Annotated in this window: 16 protein-coding genes and 1 tRNA gene; 13 read left to right on the forward strand and 4 right to left on the reverse strand. The window is 62.9% G+C overall.

Features of this window, described 5'->3' with window-relative positions; translation table 11 throughout:
- The first annotated feature begins 48 nt into the window (after window positions 1-48).
- The 3 genes from DOD19_RS06600 (at window position 49) to DOD19_RS06610 (ending at window position 5245) form a co-directional block, all read left to right on the forward strand.
- Window positions 49-1674 carry a DUF1800 family protein gene (locus tag DOD19_RS06600; protein ID WP_112184728.1) on the forward strand — a complete coding sequence of 542 codons (1626 nt, stop codon included), beginning with the start codon at window positions 49-51 and terminating at the stop codon, window positions 1672-1674.
- 25 nt (window positions 1675-1699) lie between these two features.
- Window positions 1700-2884, forward strand: a complete 1185-nt coding sequence (locus DOD19_RS06605) for a DUF1501 domain-containing protein (protein WP_112184730.1) — start codon at window positions 1700-1702, stop codon at window positions 2882-2884.
- A gap of 267 nt (window positions 2885-3151) precedes the next feature.
- Window positions 3152-5245: a glycosyl hydrolase family 28 protein gene (locus DOD19_RS06610; RefSeq protein ID WP_112184732.1), complete on the forward strand. Its 2094-nt coding sequence runs from the start codon at window positions 3152-3154 to the stop codon at window positions 5243-5245.
- 6 nt (window positions 5246-5251) lie between these two features.
- Here DOD19_RS06610 and hpnD read toward each other — a convergent pair whose 3' ends face one another.
- Window positions 5252-6085 carry a presqualene diphosphate synthase HpnD gene (hpnD, locus tag DOD19_RS06615; protein WP_112184734.1) on the reverse strand — a complete coding sequence of 278 codons (834 nt, stop codon included), beginning with the start codon at window positions 6083-6085 and terminating at the stop codon, window positions 5252-5254.
- 186 nt (window positions 6086-6271) lie between these two features.
- Between hpnD and DOD19_RS06620 the strand changes: the two genes are divergently transcribed.
- The 3 genes from DOD19_RS06620 (at window position 6272) to DOD19_RS06630 (ending at window position 10879) form a co-directional block, all read left to right on the forward strand.
- Window positions 6272-7480, forward strand: a complete 1209-nt coding sequence (locus tag DOD19_RS06620; protein ID WP_112184736.1) for an efflux RND transporter periplasmic adaptor subunit — start codon at window positions 6272-6274, stop codon at window positions 7478-7480.
- 42 nt (window positions 7481-7522) lie between these two features.
- Window positions 7523-10642 (forward strand): efflux RND transporter permease subunit, encoded by a 3120-nt coding sequence (locus tag DOD19_RS06625; RefSeq protein ID WP_024975583.1) that lies wholly within the window; start codon window positions 7523-7525, stop codon window positions 10640-10642.
- Between the two features lie 150 nt (window positions 10643-10792).
- Window positions 10793-10879, forward strand: a tRNA-Leu gene (locus DOD19_RS06630).
- Between the two features lie 206 nt (window positions 10880-11085).
- On the opposite strand, the gene DOD19_RS06635 is transcribed toward DOD19_RS06630, so the two are convergent.
- Both DOD19_RS06635 and DOD19_RS06640 read right to left on the reverse strand, forming a co-directional pair.
- A complete protein-coding gene (locus tag DOD19_RS06635; protein ID WP_112184738.1) occupies window positions 11086-11274 on the reverse strand; it encodes a CsbD family protein in 189 nt (62 codons plus the stop codon).
- 173 nt (window positions 11275-11447) lie between these two features.
- On the reverse strand, window positions 11448-12767 hold the full coding sequence (locus tag DOD19_RS06640; protein ID WP_024975585.1) for an MFS transporter: 1320 nt from the start codon (window positions 12765-12767) through the stop codon (window positions 11448-11450).
- Between the two features lie 161 nt (window positions 12768-12928).
- Between DOD19_RS06640 and cyoA the strand changes: the two genes are divergently transcribed.
- The 5 genes from cyoA to DOD19_RS06665 all read left to right on the forward strand — a co-directional run bounded on the left by cyoA (window position 12929) and on the right by DOD19_RS06665 (window position 17616).
- Window positions 12929-13981: a ubiquinol oxidase subunit II gene (gene cyoA / locus DOD19_RS06645; RefSeq protein ID WP_024975586.1), complete on the forward strand. Its 1053-nt coding sequence runs from the start codon at window positions 12929-12931 to the stop codon at window positions 13979-13981.
- A 115-nt stretch (window positions 13982-14096) separates the two neighbouring features.
- Window positions 14097-16100, forward strand: a complete 2004-nt coding sequence (gene cyoB, locus DOD19_RS06650) for a cytochrome o ubiquinol oxidase subunit I (RefSeq protein ID WP_112184740.1) — start codon at window positions 14097-14099, stop codon at window positions 16098-16100.
- Entirely contained in the window at window positions 16093-16758 is a 666-nt protein-coding gene (gene cyoC, locus DOD19_RS06655; protein WP_024975588.1) for a cytochrome o ubiquinol oxidase subunit III, read from the forward strand. Before cyoB ends, cyoC begins: the two co-directional genes overlap by 8 nt.
- On the forward strand, window positions 16755-17183 hold the full coding sequence (cyoD, locus tag DOD19_RS06660; RefSeq protein ID WP_024975589.1) for a cytochrome o ubiquinol oxidase subunit IV: 429 nt from the start codon (window positions 16755-16757) through the stop codon (window positions 17181-17183). The genes cyoC and cyoD overlap by 4 nt, the downstream gene beginning before the upstream one ends.
- A gap of 7 nt (window positions 17184-17190) precedes the next feature.
- Window positions 17191-17616, forward strand: coding sequence for a GNAT family N-acetyltransferase (locus DOD19_RS06665; RefSeq protein WP_024975590.1), 426 nt, complete (start codon window positions 17191-17193; stop codon window positions 17614-17616).
- A 9-nt stretch (window positions 17617-17625) separates the two neighbouring features.
- Here DOD19_RS06665 and DOD19_RS06670 read toward each other — a convergent pair whose 3' ends face one another.
- Window positions 17626-18522 carry a LysR family transcriptional regulator gene (locus tag DOD19_RS06670; RefSeq protein ID WP_112184742.1) on the reverse strand — a complete coding sequence of 299 codons (897 nt, stop codon included), beginning with the start codon at window positions 18520-18522 and terminating at the stop codon, window positions 17626-17628.
- Window positions 18523-18639: 117 nt separating this feature from the next.
- Between DOD19_RS06670 and DOD19_RS06675 the strand changes: the two genes are divergently transcribed.
- The gene (locus DOD19_RS06675; RefSeq protein ID WP_112184744.1) at window positions 18640-20403 is read left to right on the forward strand and encodes an acyl-CoA dehydrogenase family protein; all 1764 of its coding nucleotides are present in this window, start codon (window positions 18640-18642) and stop codon (window positions 20401-20403) included.
- On the forward strand, window positions 20400-21587 hold the full coding sequence (locus DOD19_RS06680; RefSeq protein WP_112184746.1) for a CaiB/BaiF CoA-transferase family protein: 1188 nt from the start codon (window positions 20400-20402) through the stop codon (window positions 21585-21587). The genes DOD19_RS06675 and DOD19_RS06680 overlap by 4 nt, the downstream gene beginning before the upstream one ends.
- Window positions 21588-21661 lie beyond the last annotated feature (74 nt).

Raw genomic sequence — 21661 nt, forward strand, 5'->3', positions numbered from 1 at the left:
CGAGTCGCTGCCCCCGGCAAAGCAGTAGGGTCGTTTCGGGGGACCGACATGCGAATCCGTAGCACCACGATCTTCTTGGCGCTGGCCGCCGCCGGCGCGCTTTCACTGCAGACCGCGCATGCGGCAACGCAGAACACGCCACATCGCCACACCACGCAAGCCAAGGCGCCCGCCGCTGACGAACAGCGCCTGGACCGCGACGATGCGCGCTATTTCCTCACCCGCATCGGCTTTGCGCCTTCCGAGGGCGAACTCGATGCCTACGCCGGGCTCACGCGCCGCGAGGCCGTCGACCGCGTGCTCGCCCAAACGGGCGCCGTTGCCACGCAGGCGCCGCCAGCTTGGGTGAACGATCCCATCATCCCGTACAACAAGCTGCCGGACGAGGATGCCCGCAAGGCAGCTCGCCAGAAGAACGCTGCGCACGAGCTGGAACTGCGCGCATGGTGGATGGGCGAGATGATCAAGACGCCGTCACCGCTGACCGAGCGCATGACGCTGTTCTGGCACAACCACTTCGTTTCCAGTTCGCAGAAGGTGCCGTTCGCGCAGTTGATGTATCGGCAGAACGTGCTGCTGCGCCAGAACGCGGTGGGCAACTTCGGCACGATGCTGCACGCCATCGGCAAAGACCCAGCGATGTTGATTTACCTGGATGGCGCCGAAAGCCGCAAGGGCAAGCCGAACGAGAACTTCGCGCGTGAGGTGATGGAGCTGTTCACGCTGGGCGAGGGCCATTACACCGAGCAGGACATCAAGGAAGCCGCGCGCACCTATACGGGCTGGAGCATCGACCGCGAGCACGATTTCGCTTACATCTGGCGGCCGCAGATTCATGACACGGGCGTGAAGACGGTGTTCGGCCAGAGCGGCGATTACGACGGCGACCAGATGCTCGACATCCTGCTGTCTCGCCTCGAGACGGCCAACTTCATCGTCACCAAGCTCTGGCATGAGTTCGTTTCGCCAGACGTGGATGCGGCACAGGAACAGCGCGTGGCCGATGCCTTCCGGGCAAGCGGCTACGACATCAAGGTGGCGTTGCGCGAGCTGTTCCTGACGCCGGCGTTTTGGGCGCCGCAATCGCACGCGACGCTGGTGAAGTCGCCGGTGGAGATGATTGTCGGCACGCTCAAGCAGTTCAACGTGCAGTACACCGACCCGACGCCGTTTGCGATCAAGTCGGCGCAGCTCGGGCAGAACCTGCTGGCACCGCCCAACGTCAAGGGCTGGCCCGGCGGCGATGCATGGATCAACTCGAACACACTGCTGGGGCGCAAGCAGTTTCTTGATCAACTATTCCGCTCCACCGAGATGAAGGCGCCGCCGGCCAAGCAACAGGCGCAACAGCAGAAGCCCGGCATGATGGTAGCCGCCATGCGCGAAGACCTGAAGCAGGGCGGAACCGTGCAGGGCCTGGGCCAGGCGCTCAAGGGCATGGGGCAGGAAGGCCGCTTCAAGCTGGCGCAGTCGCAGACGATGGTGTCGTTCAACTCGGCCAAGTGGCTCGCGCAGTTCGGTGCGGACGGAGATGACCCGCCGCAACTGGCGCCGCGCATCTCCATCCAGCGTGCGGTGCTGCCGATCGAGCCGACCGCCCCCATTCCCGTCAAGCTGGCCGGTACGGCGTACCTGCGCACGCTGATGATGGACCCGGCTTACCAGTTGAAATAACGCCATCGCTGCAGGAGCACACATCATGGAACGTCGCGATTTTCTGAAGGCCGGCGCCATGCTCGGCATGGGTGGCGCAGTCCCGGGGATTGTCTTTGCGCAAGGGCAGGACAAGCGCAAGGGCTACGGCAACCTGCTCATCCTCATTGAACTCAAGGGCGGCAACGACGGGCTGAACACCGTGGTGCCGTACACGAGCGCGCAGTACTACGCGCTGCGCCCGCGCATCGCCATCAAGCGGGAGCAGGTGCTGCAACTGGACGACCGTTACGGCCTGCATCCGTCTTTGCAGGCGATGATGCCGCTGTGGGCGGCGGGTGAATTGTCGGTGGTGCAGGGGCTGTCGTATCCGCAGCCGAATCTCTCGCATTTCCGCTCGATCGAGATCTGGGACACGGCCTCGCGCTCCGATCAATACCTGCGCGAAGGCTGGCTGACGCGTGCGTTTGCCGCGCGGCCGGTGCCGCCATCGTTCGGCGCCGATGGCGTGATCATCGGCAGCGCTGATCTTGGCCCCCTCGACGGCGGCGCGCGTGCCGTGGCGCTGGCCAATCCCGATGCGTTCCTCAACGAAGCCAAACTGGCGATGCCGTCGCATGCCATGGGCAACGCCACGCTCGCGCACGTGCTGAAGGTCGAGGCGGACATCGTCAAAGCCGCCGACGGGCTGCGTCCGAAGTCCGGCAAGTTTGCGTTCCAGACGCACTTTCCCGACGGCGGGTTCGGCAACTCGATCAAGGCGGCGATGCAAGTGGTAGCGGCGCCAGGTCATGGCGGTGCAGACGTTGCCGTGGTGTGCCTGTCGCTCGGTAGCTTTGATACCCATACCAATCAGCAAGGCACGCAGGCGAACTTGCTGCGGCAGTTGGGCGAAGGCGTGGCTTCGCTCAAGAGCGCGTTGACGGAGCTGGGCCGCTGGAACGATACGCTGATCGTCACGTATTCCGAGTTCGGCCGTCGCCCGCGCGAGAACCTGAACAACGGGACGGATCACGGCACGGCTGCCGCGCATTTCGTGGCCGGCGGCCGCGTCAAGGGCGGGCTGGCAGGGCAGGGGCCGGTGCTGGAACGCCTGGATGGCGGCGGCAATCTCGACCCGTCGGTCGATTTCCGCTCGCTTTACGCCACAGTGCTGGAGCGCTGGTGGGGGATGGATTCCCAATCCGTGCTGGCGGGCCGGTTTGCGCCGCTGGATCTCATCAAAGCCTGAGTGACGCCTTTCGGGCGGGCAGATTGCCTCTGCAGGCGTTAAGCCCGCCCAACTTCATCGATCTTCTCTGAGGGGTTTCGCGCTTGCCACGGCAACGCGCGGGAAAACCCTGCCTTGACCATTAATATATCAATCAATAGATTCTGATATATCAAAAAGGCGTGTGCCGACCGGCTTGGCGGATCACACCAACAATGTGAGGAGACCCTCGTGAGTGCATTGCAGGCAATAAAAAAACGGCGCCGACAGTCCGCTGGGCTGGTGGTGATGCTGATCGCAACAGCAATCGGGCTGGCAGCATGCGGCGGCGATACGACATCGTCGAACACATCGAGCACGGGCACCGGCAGCCCCGCAGCCGCCGTCTTCCAGGTCGGCACGGCAACCACCGATGCAAACCTGCCGCCCGAGCCAACGCTACCGACCGATGCGCAGGTCTGCGCGACGCTGCAGGCGAGCAATTCACTCGTGAGCCGGCCGGACGGTGCGCTGCCGCCGGAGGCTGATCCCTCGACAGTTGGCGTGGGTGTTGCAGTGACGACGGCGAAGGCGAATCCAGATCAGGCACGCATCCAGGCCGCACTCGATGCGTGCGGTGCGTCGGTCGACGCGGAAGTCGGTGCAACCATCGCCGCGGCGGATGCGACTGCCACGGCTGCACAGACGGCGGCTGCAGTCCCCAATGTCAACATCGCCGGTGCGACTGGCGAAGAGCTTGCGAAATCGCAGTACCGTGCGTCCAAGTTTGCCGTGCGTCTTGTTGTGAACCCGAGCGGTCCGGGCAACGCGTTCATCAGCGGCCCGCTGATATTGCCCTCGGGCGTGACGCTGTGGATCGACAAGGGCGTCACGCTGTATGCGTCGCGCGACGTCATGGCGTATTCGCCCAACGCGGCAGGGCCGTACTGCGGCAACACGGCCGTCAGCTCGACAAAGGCCGGCAGCTCCAGCAACTGCACGGCGTTGATCACCGGAACGAATATCGTGAACTCCGCCGTTGTTGGTGATGGGCGGATCGATGGCCGAGGCTACGCAGAAATCGTCACGTCGAATGCGAAGTACCCGCTGATGAAGGTCGACCTGACCTGCTCGAACACGTATGCCGCGTATAAGACCGGCACCGTAGCGGCTGACGGTACGCCTTGCGACAACGGCGGCACGCTGGTCGATTCGAAATCGCCGGCGCGCAACATGACGTGGTGGGATCTGGCCTATCTCGGCAACATGGTCGACAACGGCACGACGGGCATCGGATCGCAGTCGAACTTCCGCCTGATGGTCTTCAACTATGCGAAGAACCTCACGCTGTATCGCGTCACGCTGAGCAACAGCCCGAACTTTCACGTCGTGCCCAGCGGCGTCGATGGCCTCACTGTCTGGGGCGTGAAGGTGCAGACGCCCAACCTTGCCGCGTTTGCGAACCCGGCCGGCAACGGCAACCCGCTGTACACCGGTGCGACGTTCACGCGCGACAACGTGAAGAACACGGACGCGTTTGATCCGGGTTCGGCCTCGAAGGCGATCTCGGGCAAGTTGTCGACCGGCAGCACGACCACATCAGCCGGGCCCGTCTCGTTTGACGGCTATCTGAAGAACTTCGTGTTTGCCTACAACTACGTCAGCACAGGCGACGACGACATCGCGCTCAAGGGAAGCGCCAACCCGTCACCGGCCGGTTCGGGCCTGTTCGGCGTCGATGGCAACCGTGGTGTGCGGTCCGACCGCAAATACGGCATCGTGATCGCGCACAACCATATCTACTGGGGCCACGGCATCTCGATCGGCAGCGAAACGAATGCCGGCGTGACGAACGTGCAGGTCTACGACAACGCTTTCTGGAATTCGGAAGAGGGCCTGCGCATCAAATCGGACTACGCGCGAGGCGGCGAAGTCAGCAACATCCAATACGCCAATATCTGCATTCGCGATGCGACGAACGCGCTCCTGTTCACGCCGTACTACAGCACGAAGGCCGTGCCGTCGGGCGGGCCGCTGTACCCGAATTTCCACGATATCTCGCTGAACAACGTGGTCATTCAGGGCAGCGCGGGGGTCAAGCTGCAGGGCTTTGAAGCGAACACCGGTGGATATGGCGAGCCGGCATTCCCGCTCGGAATGTCGCTGACCAACGTGATTGCCGATACGCCAGCCAGCATTGCAGTGACGTCGTCGGACGCCAACCTGACGCTCAACAACACGAACCTGCCGCTGTTCCCATCGACGGCAAATCGCGTGGCATTGACGGGCAGCCCAACGCAGTCGATCGATCCGAGCCAGTACCTTGATTGCTCAAAGGCGTTTGTTGATTTTCCTGGGATCGATCAGTCGAGCATTTTTGGCACGACCTGGGCTTCGCAATAAGGTGCGTCAGGTGCGGATCTGCGTCTTCCAGGCCAACCACAGCTTACGCAGCGGCGTCAGGTCCGTCCGCTGCGTCAGCACCTGGAAGCCGTCGGCTTCCACCTCGTCGAGCAGGCGCATGGCCAGCACGCCGCGAATCAGCGCTGAACGCTGGGCGCGGCGATCTTCTGCCGGCAGCGCGGCCAGTGCTTCCTTGTACGTTGCGCGGGCACGCTCGGCCTGAAATGCCATCAACGGCTTGAAGCCCTCTGCATACCGGCGGTTGAACAGATCGGCGGCCGGTACGTTGAAACGCTGCAGTTCGTCCACGGGGATGTAGACGCGGTTGTGGCGCACGTCTTCGCCCAGGTTCCGGACGAAATGGACGAGTTGCTCGGCCAGCGCCATCAGCCGCGCGAATTCAAGCGTGCGCGCATGCGATTGCCCGGCAATGCGAGCCGTCAGCCGGCCCGCCACGCCAGCCACCTGATCGCCGTGGCGACGCAGGTTGGGCCAATCCAGATAGCGGTTCTGCATGGCGTCAGCCTCGACGCCGGCCAGCAATTCGCCCAGATGCACGGCGCCGATATCGTAGCGGGCCAGATGCGGCTGCAGTGCCTTGGCCGCCGGGTGCTCGGGGCGGCCGTCAAACAGCCGCGCCAGTTCTTGCCGCCACCACTGCAGTTTCGATTGCACGACCGCCGGATCGCTCGCGTCGCGCACGGCGTCTTCCAGCTCGCGGCGCACGGCTTCCAGCGCGATGGTCGCGCGGCGGCGTTCGGGTGCCAGAAACAATACGCTGTAGTACACGTCGCTGCCGGGCGGAGCCGCCTTGTCGGCGCAGTAATCGTCGGGGGTCACGGGAAGGGCCGTCGTGATGAGGTTTGAAGCAGGGCGGCCATTCTACAGCGCGTTGCAGTGCAGCATGCCGTAAAGCCTTGCCTACACCCTTACCAAGAAAAGTCAATCAGACGCGGCCGTGTCGTTGACCCTGCGCATTGCCGTGGGTATATTACTGACCGGTCAGTTATTTACTGAGAGCGTGTCATGCCAGCGTTGCGTTTGCCGTACCCGCATTCCGACTCCACCGGTTTCTCCGACACGCGGTCTCGGCCGCGCAGGCGTTCATTGCCGATGACGGCATCGGCCGCCTTGCTGGTTGGTGCGGCGCTGCTGGCCGGTTGCAGCAAGGAGGCGCCCAAGGCGCCCGAAGTACGCCCTGTGCGCACCATGACGGTCACCAGCGAGCAGGGCGCCGGCACGGCGGAGTTCTCCGGCGACGTACGCCCGCGCATTGAATCGCGCCTGGGCTTCCGCGTGCCGGGCAAGATCGTCGCCCGCCTGGTGGATGTGGGCGCCACCGTCAAGAAAGGCCAGGTGCTCGCGCGGCTGGACCCGACCGATCTGGCCCTCGCCCAGCAATCGTCCCAGGCGCAGTTGTCCGCCGCCAAGACCGACCGCGATCTGGCCGCGGCTGATCTCAAGCGCTATTCCGAGTTGTTCGCCAAGGGCTTCATCAGCGCGGCCGAGCAGCAACGCCATCAAGCCAACTATGACGCCGCACAAGCCCGCTACGAGCAAGCCGGGGCTGGCTATCGCAACCAGGTGAACCAAGCCGGATATGCCACGCTTGAAGCCGACGCCGATGGCGTGGTGACGGGCGTCGACGCCGAGGTCGGGCAGGTGGTGTCCGCCGGCCAGCCGGTCGTGCGCGTGGCTCAGACTGCAGAGAAGGAAGTCGTGGTCGGCATTCCTGAGGACCAGGTCGATACGCTGCGCAAATCGCCCGAGGTGAGCGTCAAGTTGTGGGCCGATCAGTCGCGCAGCATTCCGGCCAAGGTGCGCGAGATTGCTCCGTCGGCCGACCCGCTCACGCGCACGTATACCGTGAAGATTTCGGTACCGAATCCGCCGCCTGAACTGAGGCTCGGCATGACGGCAGTGGCCACGTTTGTGCGGCCCGGCGGTGGCGCAGACAGCGGCGGCATGGGCGTTCGCGTGCCGATCAGCGCGCTGCTGCAGGATCAAGGCAAGAACGTGGTGTGGCTGTACGACGCCGCATCGCAAACGGTAAAGCCCGTGCCGGTGACGGTGGGGGCGCCGCGCGACAACGTGCTGCTGGTGACGAGCGGGCTTCAGCCCGGCCAGACCATCGTGACCGCTGGCGTGCACCTGCTCAAAGCCGGCCAGAAGGTGATGCCGATGGCGCCGGCCGATCAGCCGTCGGCGCAGTCCGCCATCACGCCGCGCCGGTAAGCCGCATCCGGCTCCCGCCCCAACACGCCAACCTTCGCGCGTATGGAACATTCCCGTTTCAACCTGTCACGCTGGGCGCTTGAACATCAACCGCTCACGCGCTTCTTGCTGGTGGCGCTGTTGCTCGGCGGCATCTTTGCGTATTCCAAGCTGGGGCAGGATGAAGATCCGCCCTTCACCTTCCGCGCGATGGTCGTGCAGGCCTTCTGGCCTGGCGCCACGGCCGAGCAGATGTCGCGCCAGGTGACCGACAAGATCGAGAAGGCGCTGCAGGAAGTGCCTTACGCCTGGAAGATCCGCAGCTACTCCAAGCCCGGAGAAACGCTCGTGACCTTCCAACTGGCCGACACGTCTCCTGCAAAGGAGACGCAGCAGCTCTGGTACACCGTGCGCAAGAAGGTGGGCGATATCGCTCCGACGTTGCCGCAGGGCGTGCGCGGGCCGTACTTCAATGATGATTTCGGCGACGTGTATGGCTCGATCTATGCGCTGTCCGCCGATGGCTTTACATACCGCCAGCTGAACGACTACGCCGATGCGATCCGCCAGCAACTGCTGCGCGTGCCCAACGTCGCCAAGGTCGAGTTGCTGGGCGACCAGGACGAAAAGATCTACATCGAGTTCCAGCAGGCCAAGCTGGCGCAGATGGGCCTGGACATCAACAGCATCGCCACGCAGATCAGCCAGCAGAACAATATCGGCCCTAGCGGCGTGCTGGTCACGCCCACCGACAACGTGCAGATTCGCCTCTCAGGCCAGTTCTCGGACATCCGTGATCTGGAGAACCTGACGCTGCGCGGCCCCGGCGGCACGACAAACATCCGCCTGGGCGACATTGCCACGGTCAAGCACGGCTACGTCGACCCGCCGCACGCCAAGATGCGCTTCAACGGCAAGGAGGTGATCGGCTTGGGCATCTCGATGACCAAGGGCGGCGACATCATCCAGCTTGGCAAGGACTTGCGCGCGACGGTCGACAAGATCCGCGCGAAGCTGCCCGTGGGCGTTGAGATGGAGCAGGTGCAGAACCAGCCGAAATCGGTGCAGAGCTCCGTGGGCGAATTCGTGCATGTGCTGATCGAGGCCGTGGTGATCGTGCTGGGCGTGAGTTTCCTCTCGCTGGGTCTGCACACCAAGCCGAAGCTGCGCATTGACGTGTGGCCGGGCCTGGTGGTGGGCCTGACGATCCCGCTGGTGCTGGCGGTGACGTTCCTGTTCATGAACATCTTCGACATCGGGCTGCACAAGATTTCGTTGGGCGCGCTGATCATCGCGCTGGGCCTGCTGGTGGACGACGCGATCATCGCGGTCGAAATGATGGTGCGCAAGTTGGAAGAGGGCTTCTCCAAGATGGAGGCGGCCACCTTCGCGTACACCTCGACCGCCATGCCGATGCTGACCGGCACGCTCATCACTGCCACGGGTTTCCTGCCGGTGGGACTTGCGCGTTCGACGGTGGGCGAATACACGTTCGGCATCTTCGCCGTGACGGCATTGGCGCTGGTGCTGTCGTGGTTTGCCGCAGTGGTGTTTGTGCCGTATCTCGGCTTCCTGCTGCTGCGGACCAAATCGCATGTGGAAGGCGGTGGCCATCACGAGCTGTTCGACACGCCGTTCTACAACCGCTTCCGCGGCTGGGTGAACTGGTGCGTGGAGTATCGCAAGACGGTGATCATCATTACGCTGGTGGCGTTTGGCCTCGGCGTGTTCGGCTTCAAGTATGTCGAGAAGCAGTTCTTCCCCGATTCCAGCCGCCCCGAGCTGATGGTGGAGCTGTGGTTGCCGGAAGGCTCCAGCTTCAATCAGACCGAAACCGAAGCCAAACGCTTCGAAGCGCTGATGCGCAAGGAGCAGAACGTCGATAGCGTGACGCTGTTCATCGGCTCCGGCGCGCCGCGCTTCTATCTGCCGCTGGACCAGATCCTTCCGCAGACCAACGTGGCGCAGGCCATCGTGATGCCCACTTCGCTGGAGGCGCGCGAGGGTGTGCGGCAACACGTCATCGGGCTGCTCAAGTCGCAATTCCCGCATCTGCGTGGCCGCGTGAAGCTGTTGCCGAACGGGCCGCCGGTGCCGTATCCGGTGCAGTTCCGCGTGATGGGCCCGGATATTGGAGGGGTGCGCAAGATTGCCGATCAGGTCAAGGCCATCATGAGCGCCAACCCAAACACGGTGGGCGTGAACGATAACTGGAACGAAAACGTCAAGGTGCTGCGCCTGGACATCGACCAGGACAAGGCGCGCGCGCTGGGTGTGTCGACGGGGTCCATCTCGCAGGTTACACAGACGGTGATGTCTGGCGCGCCCATCGCCCAGTACCGAGACGGCGACAAGCTGCTCGACATCGTGATGCGTCCGCAGGAGGACGAGCGCAATACGCTCGACGCCCTGCAACGCGTGCAGGTGCCCACCAGCAGTGGCCGTACGGTCCCGCTGACCCAGGTGGCGCGTGTCGGCTTTGCGTGGGAGCCCGGCGTGATCTGGCGTGAGAACCGCGACTACGGCATCACCGTGCAGTCCGACGTGGTGGACGGTGTGCAGGGCCCGACCGTGACGGCGCAGATCAACCCGCTGCTCGACAAGATTCGCGCTGACTTACCACCCGACTATCAGATCAAGATTGCCGGCGCGGAAGAGGAGAGTGCCAACGCGGGTGCATCCATCGCTGCGCAGATGCCGCTGTGCATCTTCATCATCTTCACGCTGCTGATGCTGCAACTGCACAGCTTCTCGCGCTCGGTGATGGTGTTCCTGACCGGGCCGCTGGGGTTGATTGGCGCGGCGGCAACGCTGTTGCTGCTGCGGGCGCCGATGGGCTTTGTCGCGCAGCTCGGCATTACCGCGCTGATCGGGATGATCATCCGCAACTCGGTCATTCTGGTCGACCAGATCGAGCAGGACGTGGCAGCCGGCGTGCCAACTTGGAATGCCATTGTCGAGGCGGCCGTGCGGCGCTTCCGTCCCATCATCCTGACCGCGGCGGCGGCGGTGCTGGCGATGATTCCGCTGTCGCGCAGCGTGTTCTGGGGGCCGATGGCGGCCGCCATCATGGGTGGTCTGATCATCGCCACGGTGTTGACGCTGCTGTTCCTGCCGGCGCTGTATGCGGCGTGGTTCCGCGTCAAGCGACCCGAGGCGGAGGCGGCTGCGCCGGCGGCCTGACCTTGCGGTCTTGCAGCAGGTGCCCGGGAGGGGACTCGAACCCCTGCTCCACGTGAGGCGGGGCGGGGGATGGAAACCCTCGAACGACTGCGATATAATCGTGGGCTTCCTTTCCGGCGCTCCTGTTCAGGGAGCGCCGCGATCCATCCGGCGAGGGTGGCGAAATTGGTAGACGCACCAGGTTTAGGTCCTGACGCCAGCAATGGTGTAGGGGTTCGAGTCCCCTCCCTCGCACCAAAACTCCATTTGAAGATCAACGATTTAGATTTTCAGGCCATTAAAAATCTGGCCAATCTTTTGCCAGATTTACACTCGATTGGCCTGCATCCTTGGGTGCGACCGTGAACCGTTGCGCGTGCGAGGGCTGCATATCTGCCCGGCTGTGAGCCCAGAAAAAAAGGCGACCGGATGGTCGCCCTTTTTCTTAGCCATGCGCACGCCAATCAGCGGGACTTCTTTGCAATGTCCTTCGCTGCCTCCTTGACGTCTCCCGTCTCCTTGCGAGCTTGGCCGCCGGCCTGCTGGAGATCGCCCTTCAGCTCACGTGCAGGATTGTTGGTCGCTTTGCCCAAGGCCTCGTTGACCTTGCCCTTCATTTTCTCGACAGTACCTTTCACTTGATCCTTGTTCATGGTCTGCTCCTTTGAAAATGCGCCCTTGCGCACAGAAACGGGATAGCAGACAGCGTGCCTGGCGGCGATGTGATCGGACTGCGCGATGGAGCCTTTCGGCAATACGCTCGCATGCGGCACGCCACCCGCGCCGCAGCGTGGAAATCAGCTTCCGGCGGGTTCCATGGACGGCACTACGCGTCTGGCGTGCCAAGTGCCTTATTGATCCGCAGCGCCACCAACGTCCCCACCACGCCCGAGAGCAGGTACAGGCTCACTGCACCCAGCCCGAATAGCGACGACAAACCTAGCGCCACGAGGGGCGCGAATGCCGCACCGAACAGCCATCCAAAGTCGGTCGTCAGGGCAGCCCCGGTGTAGCGGAATCGGCTTTCGAAGTTGGAGGTAACCACGCCGGCCGCCTGGCCATACGACAGCCCCAGCAGACCGAAGCCGACCAGGATGAAGATGTCCTGCCCCGCAACACCGCCATCGAGCAGCCACGGCGCAGCCAGGCTGAAGATGCCGATCAGCACGGCCATGGCCGCCAAGGTGGTGCGTCGGCCGAAACGGTCTGCGATCAGGCCGGAGACCAGCGTCCCCACAAACGCAATCGCAGCGCCGATGATCTGGACGGTCAGCACGGCAGGCACCGTCTGTGTCTTGCGCAGCGACACCCATGACAGCGGAAACACGGTGACCAGGTGGAATAGCGCGTAGCTTGCCAGCGCGGCAAAGGCGCCCAGGAAGATATTGAAACCCTGCGCGTTCACCATCTGCAGGGTGCTGATGGGTTCCAGATCTTCTTCCTCAAGCAGTTGCGTGTATTCGTGCGTGACCACCAGCCGCAGCCGCGCAAACAGCGCCACCACGTTGATGGCAAAGGCGACGTAGAACGGATAGCGCCAGCCCCAATCGATAAATTCCTGAAAACTTAGGCTGGTGTAGAGGAACAGGAATAGCGCGCCAGCGATGATGAAGCCGGTGGGCGCGCCCAGTTGCCCAACCATGGCGTACCAGCCGCGCTTGTTTTCCGGCGCATTCAATGCCAGCAGCGATGGCAGGCCGTCCCACGAACCGCCAAACGCAATGCCCTGCATGAAGCGAAACAGCGCCAGCAGATAGATTGCCGAGTGGCCGATCGACGCATACGACGGCAAGAACGCAATGCCCACCGTGGCTGTGCCAAGCAGGAACAACGACCCCGTCAGCTTGGTGCTGCGCCCCCATCGGCGCTGGATCCGCATGAACAGCGCCGTGCCGAAGGGGCGGCCGATAAAGGCGAACGAGAAGACCGTAAAGCTGAACAACAGCCCAGCCAGTTCACTCGCAAACGGAAAATAGACCGTAGGGAAAACCAGCACCGAGGCGATGCCGTAGACGAAGAAATCGAAGTACTCCGACGCTCGCCCGATCACGACGCCTATGGCGATCTCTGCCGGTGCAACTTCATGGTGTCCTGGTGCCGGAGGCGCAGTGGGCGACGCGCGATGCTGGTGGGTCAGACTTGCCATCGTGGAGTCTCCATCGAGATTTCGGGGGAGGAGGGGGGGTCGTACGGCGATCTAAAAGTCCGTCATCACAAGACCAGAATAGCGCCTAAACTGCAACGACAAGTCGAAAGATCGTTGGGCCATCCCAGCGCGACGTTAACCAAACGCCACTTCCGAGACCCATGCCACGCTTCAATGCAGTAGTGACACCCCTTGGAATTACGGGAAGGTCGCTTTGGCGAGGTGCAGCAATTGCCTTGTTGGTGACCCTTGCTGGTTGTAGCAACGCTGTGCTGTTGGCGCCGGCTGGCGACATGGCGGTACGACAGCGGGACTTGATCATCATTGCAACATGCCTGATGTTGCTGATCATCGTGCCCGTGATCTTTCTCACGCTGCTGTTTGCGTGGCGATATCGGGAGAGCGCCGAAAACGCGAACTACAACCCCGATTGGGACCATTCCACCGTGCTGGAGCTGGCCATCTGGGCTGCGCCGCTGCTGATCATCATCACGTTGGGCGCCATCACCTGGGTCAGCACCCATCAGCTAGATCCGTATCGGCCGCTGACGCGGCTGGATCAGAACCGTCCGGTGCCTGCCGAGACCAAGCCGCTCACCGTGGAAGTGGTGGCAATGGACTGGAAGTGGCTGTTCGTCTATCCCGAGCAAGGCATTGCCACTGTCAACGAGTTGGCCGCTCCTGTAGACCGCCCGATTTCGTTCCACATCACGGCCACCACGGTCATGAACGCGTTCTTCGTGCCGTCGCTGGCAGGCATGGTCTATGCGATGCCGGGCATGGAGACGAAGCTTCATGCGGTGATCAACCGGCCTGGCGTCTATGACGGGTTCTCTTCCAACTACAGCGGCGCGGGCTTCTCGCACATGCGGTTCAAGTTCCATGGGCTGTCGAACGAAGAGTTCGACCGGTGGGTCCAGCAGGTCAAGTCGTCGGGCACGCCGCTGTCGAAGGACGCCTATCTGAAGCTTGCCAAGCCCAGCGAGAGCGAACCCGTGCAGCGCTACGCCAGCGTGGCGCCAGACCTTTATGACCGCATCCTGAACCGCTGTGTGGATGGCCAGGCATGCTTGGCCGACACCATGGCGAGCAACCGCAACGTAAGGCGCTTCGACCCGTCGGCGGAAATCTGTACCGCCAGCAATACGGCCGATGCCATGCCGATGTTTGCGCCGGATGCTGCCATCAACGACGGTCGAAGGCTGTTGCGGTAGCCGAGGGCCCTGAGTCGTTCCGGCCCTTTGCGCTTTTCAGCTCTTTCAGTCCCTTTGACGTTTTTCGCCAACATTGATCGGCCAGAATTGGTCAATACAGGCACAGGTGACATCCATGCCCGAGCGTTCCGAACTCGCCAACATGATCTTTGGCCGCCTGACGTGGGAGGCCATTCCGTATCACGAGCCCATCCTGCTCGCTACCTTTGCGGTCGTCGCGCTTGGCGGCCTTGTGGTGGTCGGGGCGCTGACGTACTTCCGCGTCTGGGGCTACCTCTGGCGTGAATGGTTCACCAGCATCGACCACAAGAAGATCGGCATCATGTACGTCGTGCTGGGTATCGTGATGCTGCTGCGCGGCTTTGCCGATGCCGTCATGATGCGGATCCAGCAGGCGGTGGCGTTTGGCGACAACCTTGGCTACCTGCCACCGCATCACTACGACCAGGTCTTCACCGCGCACGGCGTGATCATGATCTTCTTCGTCGCCATGCCGTTGGTGACGGGGCTGATGAACTTTGTGATGCCGTTGCAGATTGGCGCGCGCGACGTGGCGTTTCCGTTCCTCAACAACTTCAGTTTCTGGATGACCACGGGCGGCGCCGTCTTGGTGATGATGTCGTTGTTCGTGGGCGAATTCGCACGCACCGGCTGGCTGGCCTATCCGCCGCTATCGGGCATCCTTGCGAGTCCCGATGTGGGGGTCGATTACTACATATGGGCATTGCAGATAGCGGGGGTCGGTACCGTGCTATCGGGCATCAACCTGCTGGTGACCATCGTCAAGATGCGTGCCCCGGGCATGACGCTGATGCGCATGCCGATCTTTACGTGGACGGCACTGTGCACCAACGCGCTCATCGTTGCAGCGTTTCCGGTGCTGACGGCCGCCGTGACACTGCTCGCCTTGGACCGCTACGTCGGCACCCATTTCTTTACGGTCGAGCAGGGCGGCAGCGCGATGATGTATGTGAACCTGATCTGGATCTGGGGCCACCCCGAGGTCTACATCCTTGTGCTGCCCGCATTCGGCATCTTCTCGGAAGTGGTGGCCACGTATTCGCGCAAGCGCCTGTTCGGCTACGCGTCGATGGTCTATGCAACAGTCGTGATCACCGTGCTGTCGTACCTGGTCTGGCTCCATCACTTCTTCACCATGGGGTCGGGCGCCAGCGTCAACTCGTTCTTCGGGATCACAACGATGATCATCTCGATCCCGACCGGGGCCAAGATCTTCAATTGGCTGTTCACGATGTACCACGGCAAGATCCGCTTCGAGCCGCCCATGCTGTGGACAGTCGGGTTCATGGTCACGTTCGTCATTGGCGGCATGACGGGCGTGCTGTTGGCGGTGCCACCGGCGGACTTTTCGCTGCACAACAGCCTGTTCCTCATTGCGCATTTCCATAACGTGATCATTGGCGGCGTGCTGTTCGGCCTCATGGCCGGCATTACGTACTGGTTCCCCAAGGCCTTTGGCTACCGCCTCGTGTCGTCGTGGGGTAAAGCGTCGTTCTGGTTCTGGTTTGTCGGCTTCTACGTTGCGTTCATGCCGCTGTACTGGCTGGGCATGCTTGGTGTAACGCGCCGCATGAACCATTTCGACGACGCGTCGTTGCAGATCTGGTTCCAGATCGCCGCGTTCGGCGCGCTGCTGATCGCCATCGGCATCGCCTGCTTCCTGATCCAGCTTGTGGTGAGCTTCCTGCGCCGCGAGGAACTGCGAGATACGACAGGCGACCCTTGGAACGGCCGCACGTTGGAATGGTCAACATCGTCGCCGCCGCCGCAGTACAACTTCGCATTCACGCCGCTCGTACATGATTCCGACGCCTGGTGGCAGATGAAGCAGTACGGCTACCGGCGTCCGCAGGAGGGCTTCAAGCCGATTCACATGCCCAAGGGCACCGCTGCAGGCATCGTGCTCGCGGGGCTGTCCACGGTGTGCGGCTTTGCGCTGATCTGGCATATCTGGTGGCTGGCCATCCTGTCGTTCGCGGCCACGATCGTCTCGGCAATCATTCACACCTTCAACTACAAGCGCGACTACTACATCCCGGCGGAAGATGTGGTCCGGACCGAAGCATCGCGCACCCAACTGATGGCAGGCCATGGCTGAAACGACCACATCCCTGCATGTGACCGGCCCCACGGGTACCACCACGGTGGATGACGTCCCGCCGGGCGGCTACCAGTTCCACGTCACCGAAGAGCCCCATGTGCCAAATGGCACGCTGCTCGGGTTCTGGCTGTACCTGATGAGCGACTGCCTGATATTTGCGTGCCTGTTTGCCGCGTATGGCGTGCTGGGCCGCGAGTATGCAGGCGGGCCCACCGGGGCAGAACTGTTCGAGCTGCCGCTGGTGGCGCTCAACACATCGTTCCTGCTGCTGTCGTCCATCACCTATGGCTTTGCGATGCTGCAGATGCAGCAGAACAAGGTCTCGGCCATGCAGATCTGGCTGGCCATCACGTGGGTCTTCGGCGCTGCGTTTCTTGCGGTGGAGCTTTACGAATTCGCGCACCTGATACACGAGGGCGCGGGGCCGACGCGTAGCGCGTTCCTGACCTCGTTCTTCTCGCTGGTCGGCACGCACGGGCTGCACGTAACGTTTGGCCTGATCTGGTTGATCGTGCTGATGCTGCAAGTGTCAAAGCACGGGCTGATCACTGCCAACAAGCGCCGGCTGATGTGCCTGTCGATGTTCTGGCACTTTCTGGACGTTGTCTGGATCGGCGTCTTTACCTTCGTCTACCTGATGGGAACGCTGCCATGAGCGCGCAAGATCAAACGATGAACGGCCACGGTGATACCCACGATGGTCATCACCACGAAGAAGAGGTCGGACCGCACGCCACGCTGGGCGGTTACCTGACGGGTTTTGTGCTGTCCGTCTTCCTGACGGCGATTCCGTTCTGGCTGGTGATGGGGAACGTCTTCGACAGATCATCGACCACGGCGGTGGCGATCCTGCTCATCGGGGCGGTGCAGATCGTGGTACACATGATTTACTTCCTGCACATGAACGCCAAGTCCGAAGGCGGCTGGAACATGCTGTCGCTGATGTTCACGCTGGTGCTGGTGGTCATTACGCTTAGCGGTTCACTCTGGGTGATGTACCACCTGAACGCGAACATGATGCCGCATATGCGTCCGCCAGCGCAGTCGAGCCCCGTCAACCTGCCGGCCCGAACACAGTAGGGCTGGCATGCACGCTCCAGAAATCATCGTCACCAACGAGGCGGATGACGAATCGATCCAGATCATCGGCAACGGGCTGAACCACTTCAACGATCAACACGTCGGCTATGGCGACCGGCAACCGCTTGCGGTGCTGGTCCGCGATCCGCAGAGCGGCGACGTGGTGGGCGGCGCGAGCGGGCGGACATCGTTGGGGCTGCTGTTTCTCGATCTGTTCCATCTGCCCGAGACGTTGCGCGGCATGGGCATTGGCACTGAGGTGTTGCGCCGGTTTGAAGACGAGGGCCGCCGCCGCGGTTGCCGCTCGGCGGTGGTCTATACGATCAGCTTTCAGGCGCCGCAGTTTTACGAACGCAACGGCTGGGTACGGTTTGGAGAGGTACCTTGCGATCCGCCTGGTACGAGCCGGATCTTCCTCAGCAAGACGCTGTGAGTTAAGCCCTCAGGGCTTCACGTTCTCTTGCGCCGCGGCTTCGAGGTACTCGAGAAAGCGGCTTGCTACCGGCTCTGCATCGCCCGTGCGTCGCAATGACAGCACGGGCGATTCTTTTTTGCCGCCAGCCAGCGGCACAAAGCTGACACGCGCATCGCCGGCGTGTTGCAGCGTCTTGGGTGCCAGCGCCACGCCCATGCCGAATCCCACCATCGTCACCACCGTTTGCCACAGCCGTGCCTCGTGACGAATCACGGGGCTGAAGCCCGCATCCACGCACAGCGCGATGATCAGGTCGTGATAGTGCGGCGACACCGTGCGCGGAAAGAGGATGAACGGCTCTTGCGCAAGTGCGTCCAGCTCCAGGCTCTTGCGACGCGCCAGCGCGTGGCCAGCGGGCAAGCAGGCGACGAAGGGTTCCGAGAAGATCGGCGTGGAAACGACCTCGGCGGGAAACGTGCCCCAGTACGCGCAGCCCAGGTCGATCTGCTGGCGCTGGATCGCCTGGACCTGCTCGCCGGTGTTCATCTCGCGCAGGATGATTTCCACGGCCGGGTGGTCGGCCTCGAAGCGCTCCACCGCGCGCGGCAGGCCCCGATACAGCATCGAATTGACGAAGCCCACGCGAAGCCGGCCCGCCAGCCCGTGGGCGGAGCGCTGTGTGATGCGCTCGACTTCCGCCGCTTGCTGCAACAGCTTGCGGGCCTCATCCAATAGCACCTGGCCGGCGTTGGTGAGCGCCACGCTCTTGTTGGTGCGCGCGAGCAGTTGCACGCCCAGTTGATCTTCGAACTTGCGGATGTCGAAACTCAGTGCGGGCTGTGAGATGAACAGCCGTTGTGCCGCACGCCCGAAGTGCAGTTCTTCCGCCACGGCAACGAAGTAGCGCAGCTGTTTCAGGTCCATGGCCGTCTTGTTAAACGATAAGGAATATTTATCGTACCGGATAAAACCTGTATTGGACGATTATCGATGGCGTTTCTATGCTGGCCGGACAAAACAGGAGACAGCGAGGCCACCCGCATGAACGATATCGCCCGCGAGCCGCTTATGACCCATCCCAGCGGCCACCAAAACATCCCCGACAGCCGGGGCATCAATTTCTTTCACGTCGATCCTGACCTCGGTCGCCTCTTGCGGTTGTATCTGGGCGACGCCCGATACCGCGAGCTGGAGCCCCAGCTCAAGTCGCTCGGCCAGCGCGCCTCGGACGAACTTGACGCCTGGGCCATCAGCGCGGATCACAACCCGCCGCAGCTTCGCCACCGCACCCGCCGCGGCGAGCCCTTGCAGAGCATCGACAAGCACCCCGATTACATTGCGCTGGAACGCGTGGCCTATGCCGAGCTTGGTCTCGCATCGATGAGCCATGTCGGCGACGCACCGCCGCCGCTGGTCAAATACGCGCTCACCTATCTGTTCGTACAGGCCGAGTTCGGCCTTTGCTGCCCGGTCAGCATGACGGATTCGCTCACACGCACGCTGCGCAAGTTCGGCGATGCGGCGTTGGTGGCGCGCTATCTGCCGATGCTGGCTTCGCGCGACTTTGATGTGCTGTACCAGGGCGCGATGTTCATGACCGAGCAGGCTGCCGGTTCGGACGTCGCCCGCATTGCCACGCGCGCCGCCTTGGAAACCGCGCCCGACGGCACGCAAACGTGGCGCCTGTACGGCGACAAATGGTTCTGCTCGAACGCCGATGCCGATCTCGCCATGGTGCTCGCCAGACCCGACGGTGCGCCATCCGGCATCAACGGCTTGGCGCTGTTCCTGTTGCCCAAGACGCTGCGCGACGGCTCGCGCAACCATTACCGCATCGTCCGTCTGAAAGACAAGCTGGGCACGCGCTCGATGGCCAGCGGCGAGATCGTGCTTGAAGGCGCCACCGCATACCTGATCGGCGAGATCGGCCGCGGTTTCCATCAGATGGCCGACATGATCAACATGTCGCGCCTGTCGAACGGCGTGCGTGCTGCCGGCCTGATGCGCCGCGCCACCACCGAAGCGTTGCACATTGCGCGCAACCGCGAAGCCTTTGGCCGCAAGCTGATCGACATGCCGTTGATGCAGCGCCAGCTTCTGAAGATGCTGCTGCCGACTGAGCAGGCGCGGTCGATGTTCATGCAGATCGCGCAACTGCTGCCGCTGGCGGATGCGGGCGACGTGCAAGCCGCCAAATGCGTGCGCATCCTGACGCCGCTCATCAAGTTCCGCGCTTGCCGCGATGCCCGCCGCGTGACCGGAGACGCGATGGAAGTGCGCGGTGGCACCGGCTACATCGAAGAGTGGAGCGATGCGCGCCTCGTGCGTGACGCCCATCTGGGCTCCATCTGGGAGGGGACCAGCAACATCGTCGCGCTTGACATTGCACGCGCTGTGAAGCGCGAAGGCGCGTTGGAACCACTGCGTGCATATCTCATCGGCATGCTCGATGGCGTCACGCTGCCGGCGCAGAGCGATGCGTTGTTGCGCGCCACGCTCGACCGCGTATGCCGCGCAATCGCCAAAGTGGCTGAAGACGGCAGCGACGAACTGGTGCGTCAGGCAGGGTCCGCGCTGTATCACATCACCACGGCCATCTTCATGGCGGTGGAGGGCGTGCGTCTGGCGCCGGACCATCGCCGCCTGGCGCTTGCGCATCTGGTGCTACGTCACAAGCTGTTGCCGGTCGATCCGCTGGCCTTGCCCGAGAACGATGACGCATTGCTGTTTGATGCGCTCGTCAAGCAGCGCGAGGTCTCATTTGCGCTGGCCATGCAGGCCTTGCCGACCGGAGGCCCGCAATGAGCGCAATCAACGGCGCGTTGCACGGCCTGAAGGTCATCGACCTGAGCCGGGTGCTCGGTGGGCCGTATTGCACGCAGGCGCTTGCCGATCACGGCGCGCAGGTTATCAAGCTGGAACCGCCTGTTGGAGACGAGACGCGCACCTGGGGGCCGCCCTTCGACGAGAGCGATACCGCCTGGTACTTCAACGGCGTCAACCGCAACAAGCTCGGTATCTCGGTCGACCTGTCGAACGAAGAGGGCCGCGCCGTGCTCTGGCAATTGCTGGAAGACGCCGATGTGCTGGTCGAGAACTTCAAGCCTGGCACGCTCGCCCGCTGGGGCATGGACTTTGAGCGCGACCTGCAACCGCGCTTTCCGCGCTTGATCCACTGCGCCGTTTCCGGCTTCGGCCCTGACGGCCCGCTCGGTGGGCTCCCCGGCTACGACGCCGCCATCCAGGCCATGGCCGGCCTGATGAGCGTCAACGGCGAACGCGACGGTGGCCCGATGCGCGTCGGCCTGCCGATCGTCGACATGGTGACCGGGCTCAACGCGCTCGCCGGCATCTTGCTCGCGCTGGCCGAGCGCGAGAAGAGCGGGCGCGGGCAATCGATCGATATTGCACTGTATGACTGCGGCGTGTCGCTGCTGCATCCGCATCTCCCCAACTACTTTGGCTCGGGCAAGGTGCCACAGCGCAGCGGCAATGCGCACCCGAACATCGCGCCGTACGACAGCTACCAGACCGGCACCGCGCCGATTTTTCTGGCGGTGGGCAACGATCGCCAGTTCGCCAAGCTGTGCGCGCATATCGGTGCGACGGAATTGGCGCAAGACGCGCGCTTTGCCGACAACCGCAGCCGCTGCGCGCATCGCGCGGCGCTGAAGCACGCGCTGGAAGCACACCTGGCGCGCTTCGACTGCGAGACGCTTGCGCAAGACCTGATCCATGGCGGCGTTCCGTGCGGGCCCGTGTTGAGTGTCGATGTAGTGGCGCGCCATCCGCATACGCTGCACCGGCAGATGGTGGTCGAGCTGGGTGAGTACCGTGGGACCGGCTCGCCGATCAAGCTGTCGCGCACGCCGGCCACGTATCGCAACGCTCCGCCCGCACTTGGTGCCGATACCGATGCCGTGCTCGCGTCGCTCGGCATTGACGCAAACACCCGTCAGCGCTTGTTCCAGGCCGGCGTTCTGAAATGAAATAAAGCAGGATCACCACAACAAGGCAGACAGCCCAGCAGAGGCTGCGCCAAACCAGCAGTACTACCAAGGAG

The organism is Ralstonia sp. GX3-BWBA (genome assembly GCF_003290055.1).
In the GTDB taxonomy this organism is placed as follows: Bacteria; Pseudomonadota; Gammaproteobacteria; order Burkholderiales; family Burkholderiaceae; genus Ralstonia; species Ralstonia holmesii.

What these genes read in the sequence shown, in the direction of transcription:
- DOD19_RS06600 (WP_112184728.1), top strand. Translation starts at nt 49, where the DNA reads ATGCGAATCCGTAGCACCACGATCTTCTTGGCGCTGGCCGCCGCCGGC.
- DOD19_RS06605 (WP_112184730.1), top strand. Translation starts at nt 1,700, where the DNA reads ATGGAACGTCGCGATTTTCTGAAGGCCGGCGCCATGCTCGGCATGGGT.
- DOD19_RS06610 (WP_112184732.1), top strand. Translation starts at nt 3,152, where the DNA reads ATGCTGATCGCAACAGCAATCGGGCTGGCAGCATGCGGCGGCGATACG.
- DOD19_RS06620 (WP_112184736.1), top strand. Translation starts at nt 6,272, where the DNA reads ATGCCAGCGTTGCGTTTGCCGTACCCGCATTCCGACTCCACCGGTTTC.
- DOD19_RS06625 (WP_024975583.1), top strand. Translation starts at nt 7,523, where the DNA reads ATGGAACATTCCCGTTTCAACCTGTCACGCTGGGCGCTTGAACATCAA.
- DOD19_RS06635 (WP_112184738.1), bottom strand. Translation starts at nt 11,274, where the DNA reads ATGAACAAGGATCAAGTGAAAGGTACTGTCGAGAAAATGAAGGGCAAG.
- DOD19_RS06640 (WP_024975585.1), bottom strand. Translation starts at nt 12,767, where the DNA reads ATGGCAAGTCTGACCCACCAGCATCGCGCGTCGCCCACTGCGCCTCCG.
- cyoA (WP_024975586.1), top strand. Translation starts at nt 12,929, where the DNA reads ATGCCACGCTTCAATGCAGTAGTGACACCCCTTGGAATTACGGGAAGG.
- cyoB (WP_112184740.1), top strand. Translation starts at nt 14,097, where the DNA reads ATGCCCGAGCGTTCCGAACTCGCCAACATGATCTTTGGCCGCCTGACG.
- cyoC (WP_024975588.1), top strand. Translation starts at nt 16,093, where the DNA reads ATGGCTGAAACGACCACATCCCTGCATGTGACCGGCCCCACGGGTACC.
- cyoD (WP_024975589.1), top strand. Translation starts at nt 16,755, where the DNA reads ATGAGCGCGCAAGATCAAACGATGAACGGCCACGGTGATACCCACGAT.
- DOD19_RS06665 (WP_024975590.1), top strand. Translation starts at nt 17,191, where the DNA reads ATGCACGCTCCAGAAATCATCGTCACCAACGAGGCGGATGACGAATCG.
- DOD19_RS06670 (WP_112184742.1), bottom strand. Translation starts at nt 18,522, where the DNA reads ATGGACCTGAAACAGCTGCGCTACTTCGTTGCCGTGGCGGAAGAACTG.
- DOD19_RS06675 (WP_112184744.1), top strand. Translation starts at nt 18,640, where the DNA reads ATGAACGATATCGCCCGCGAGCCGCTTATGACCCATCCCAGCGGCCAC.
- DOD19_RS06680 (WP_112184746.1), top strand. Translation starts at nt 20,400, where the DNA reads ATGAGCGCAATCAACGGCGCGTTGCACGGCCTGAAGGTCATCGACCTG.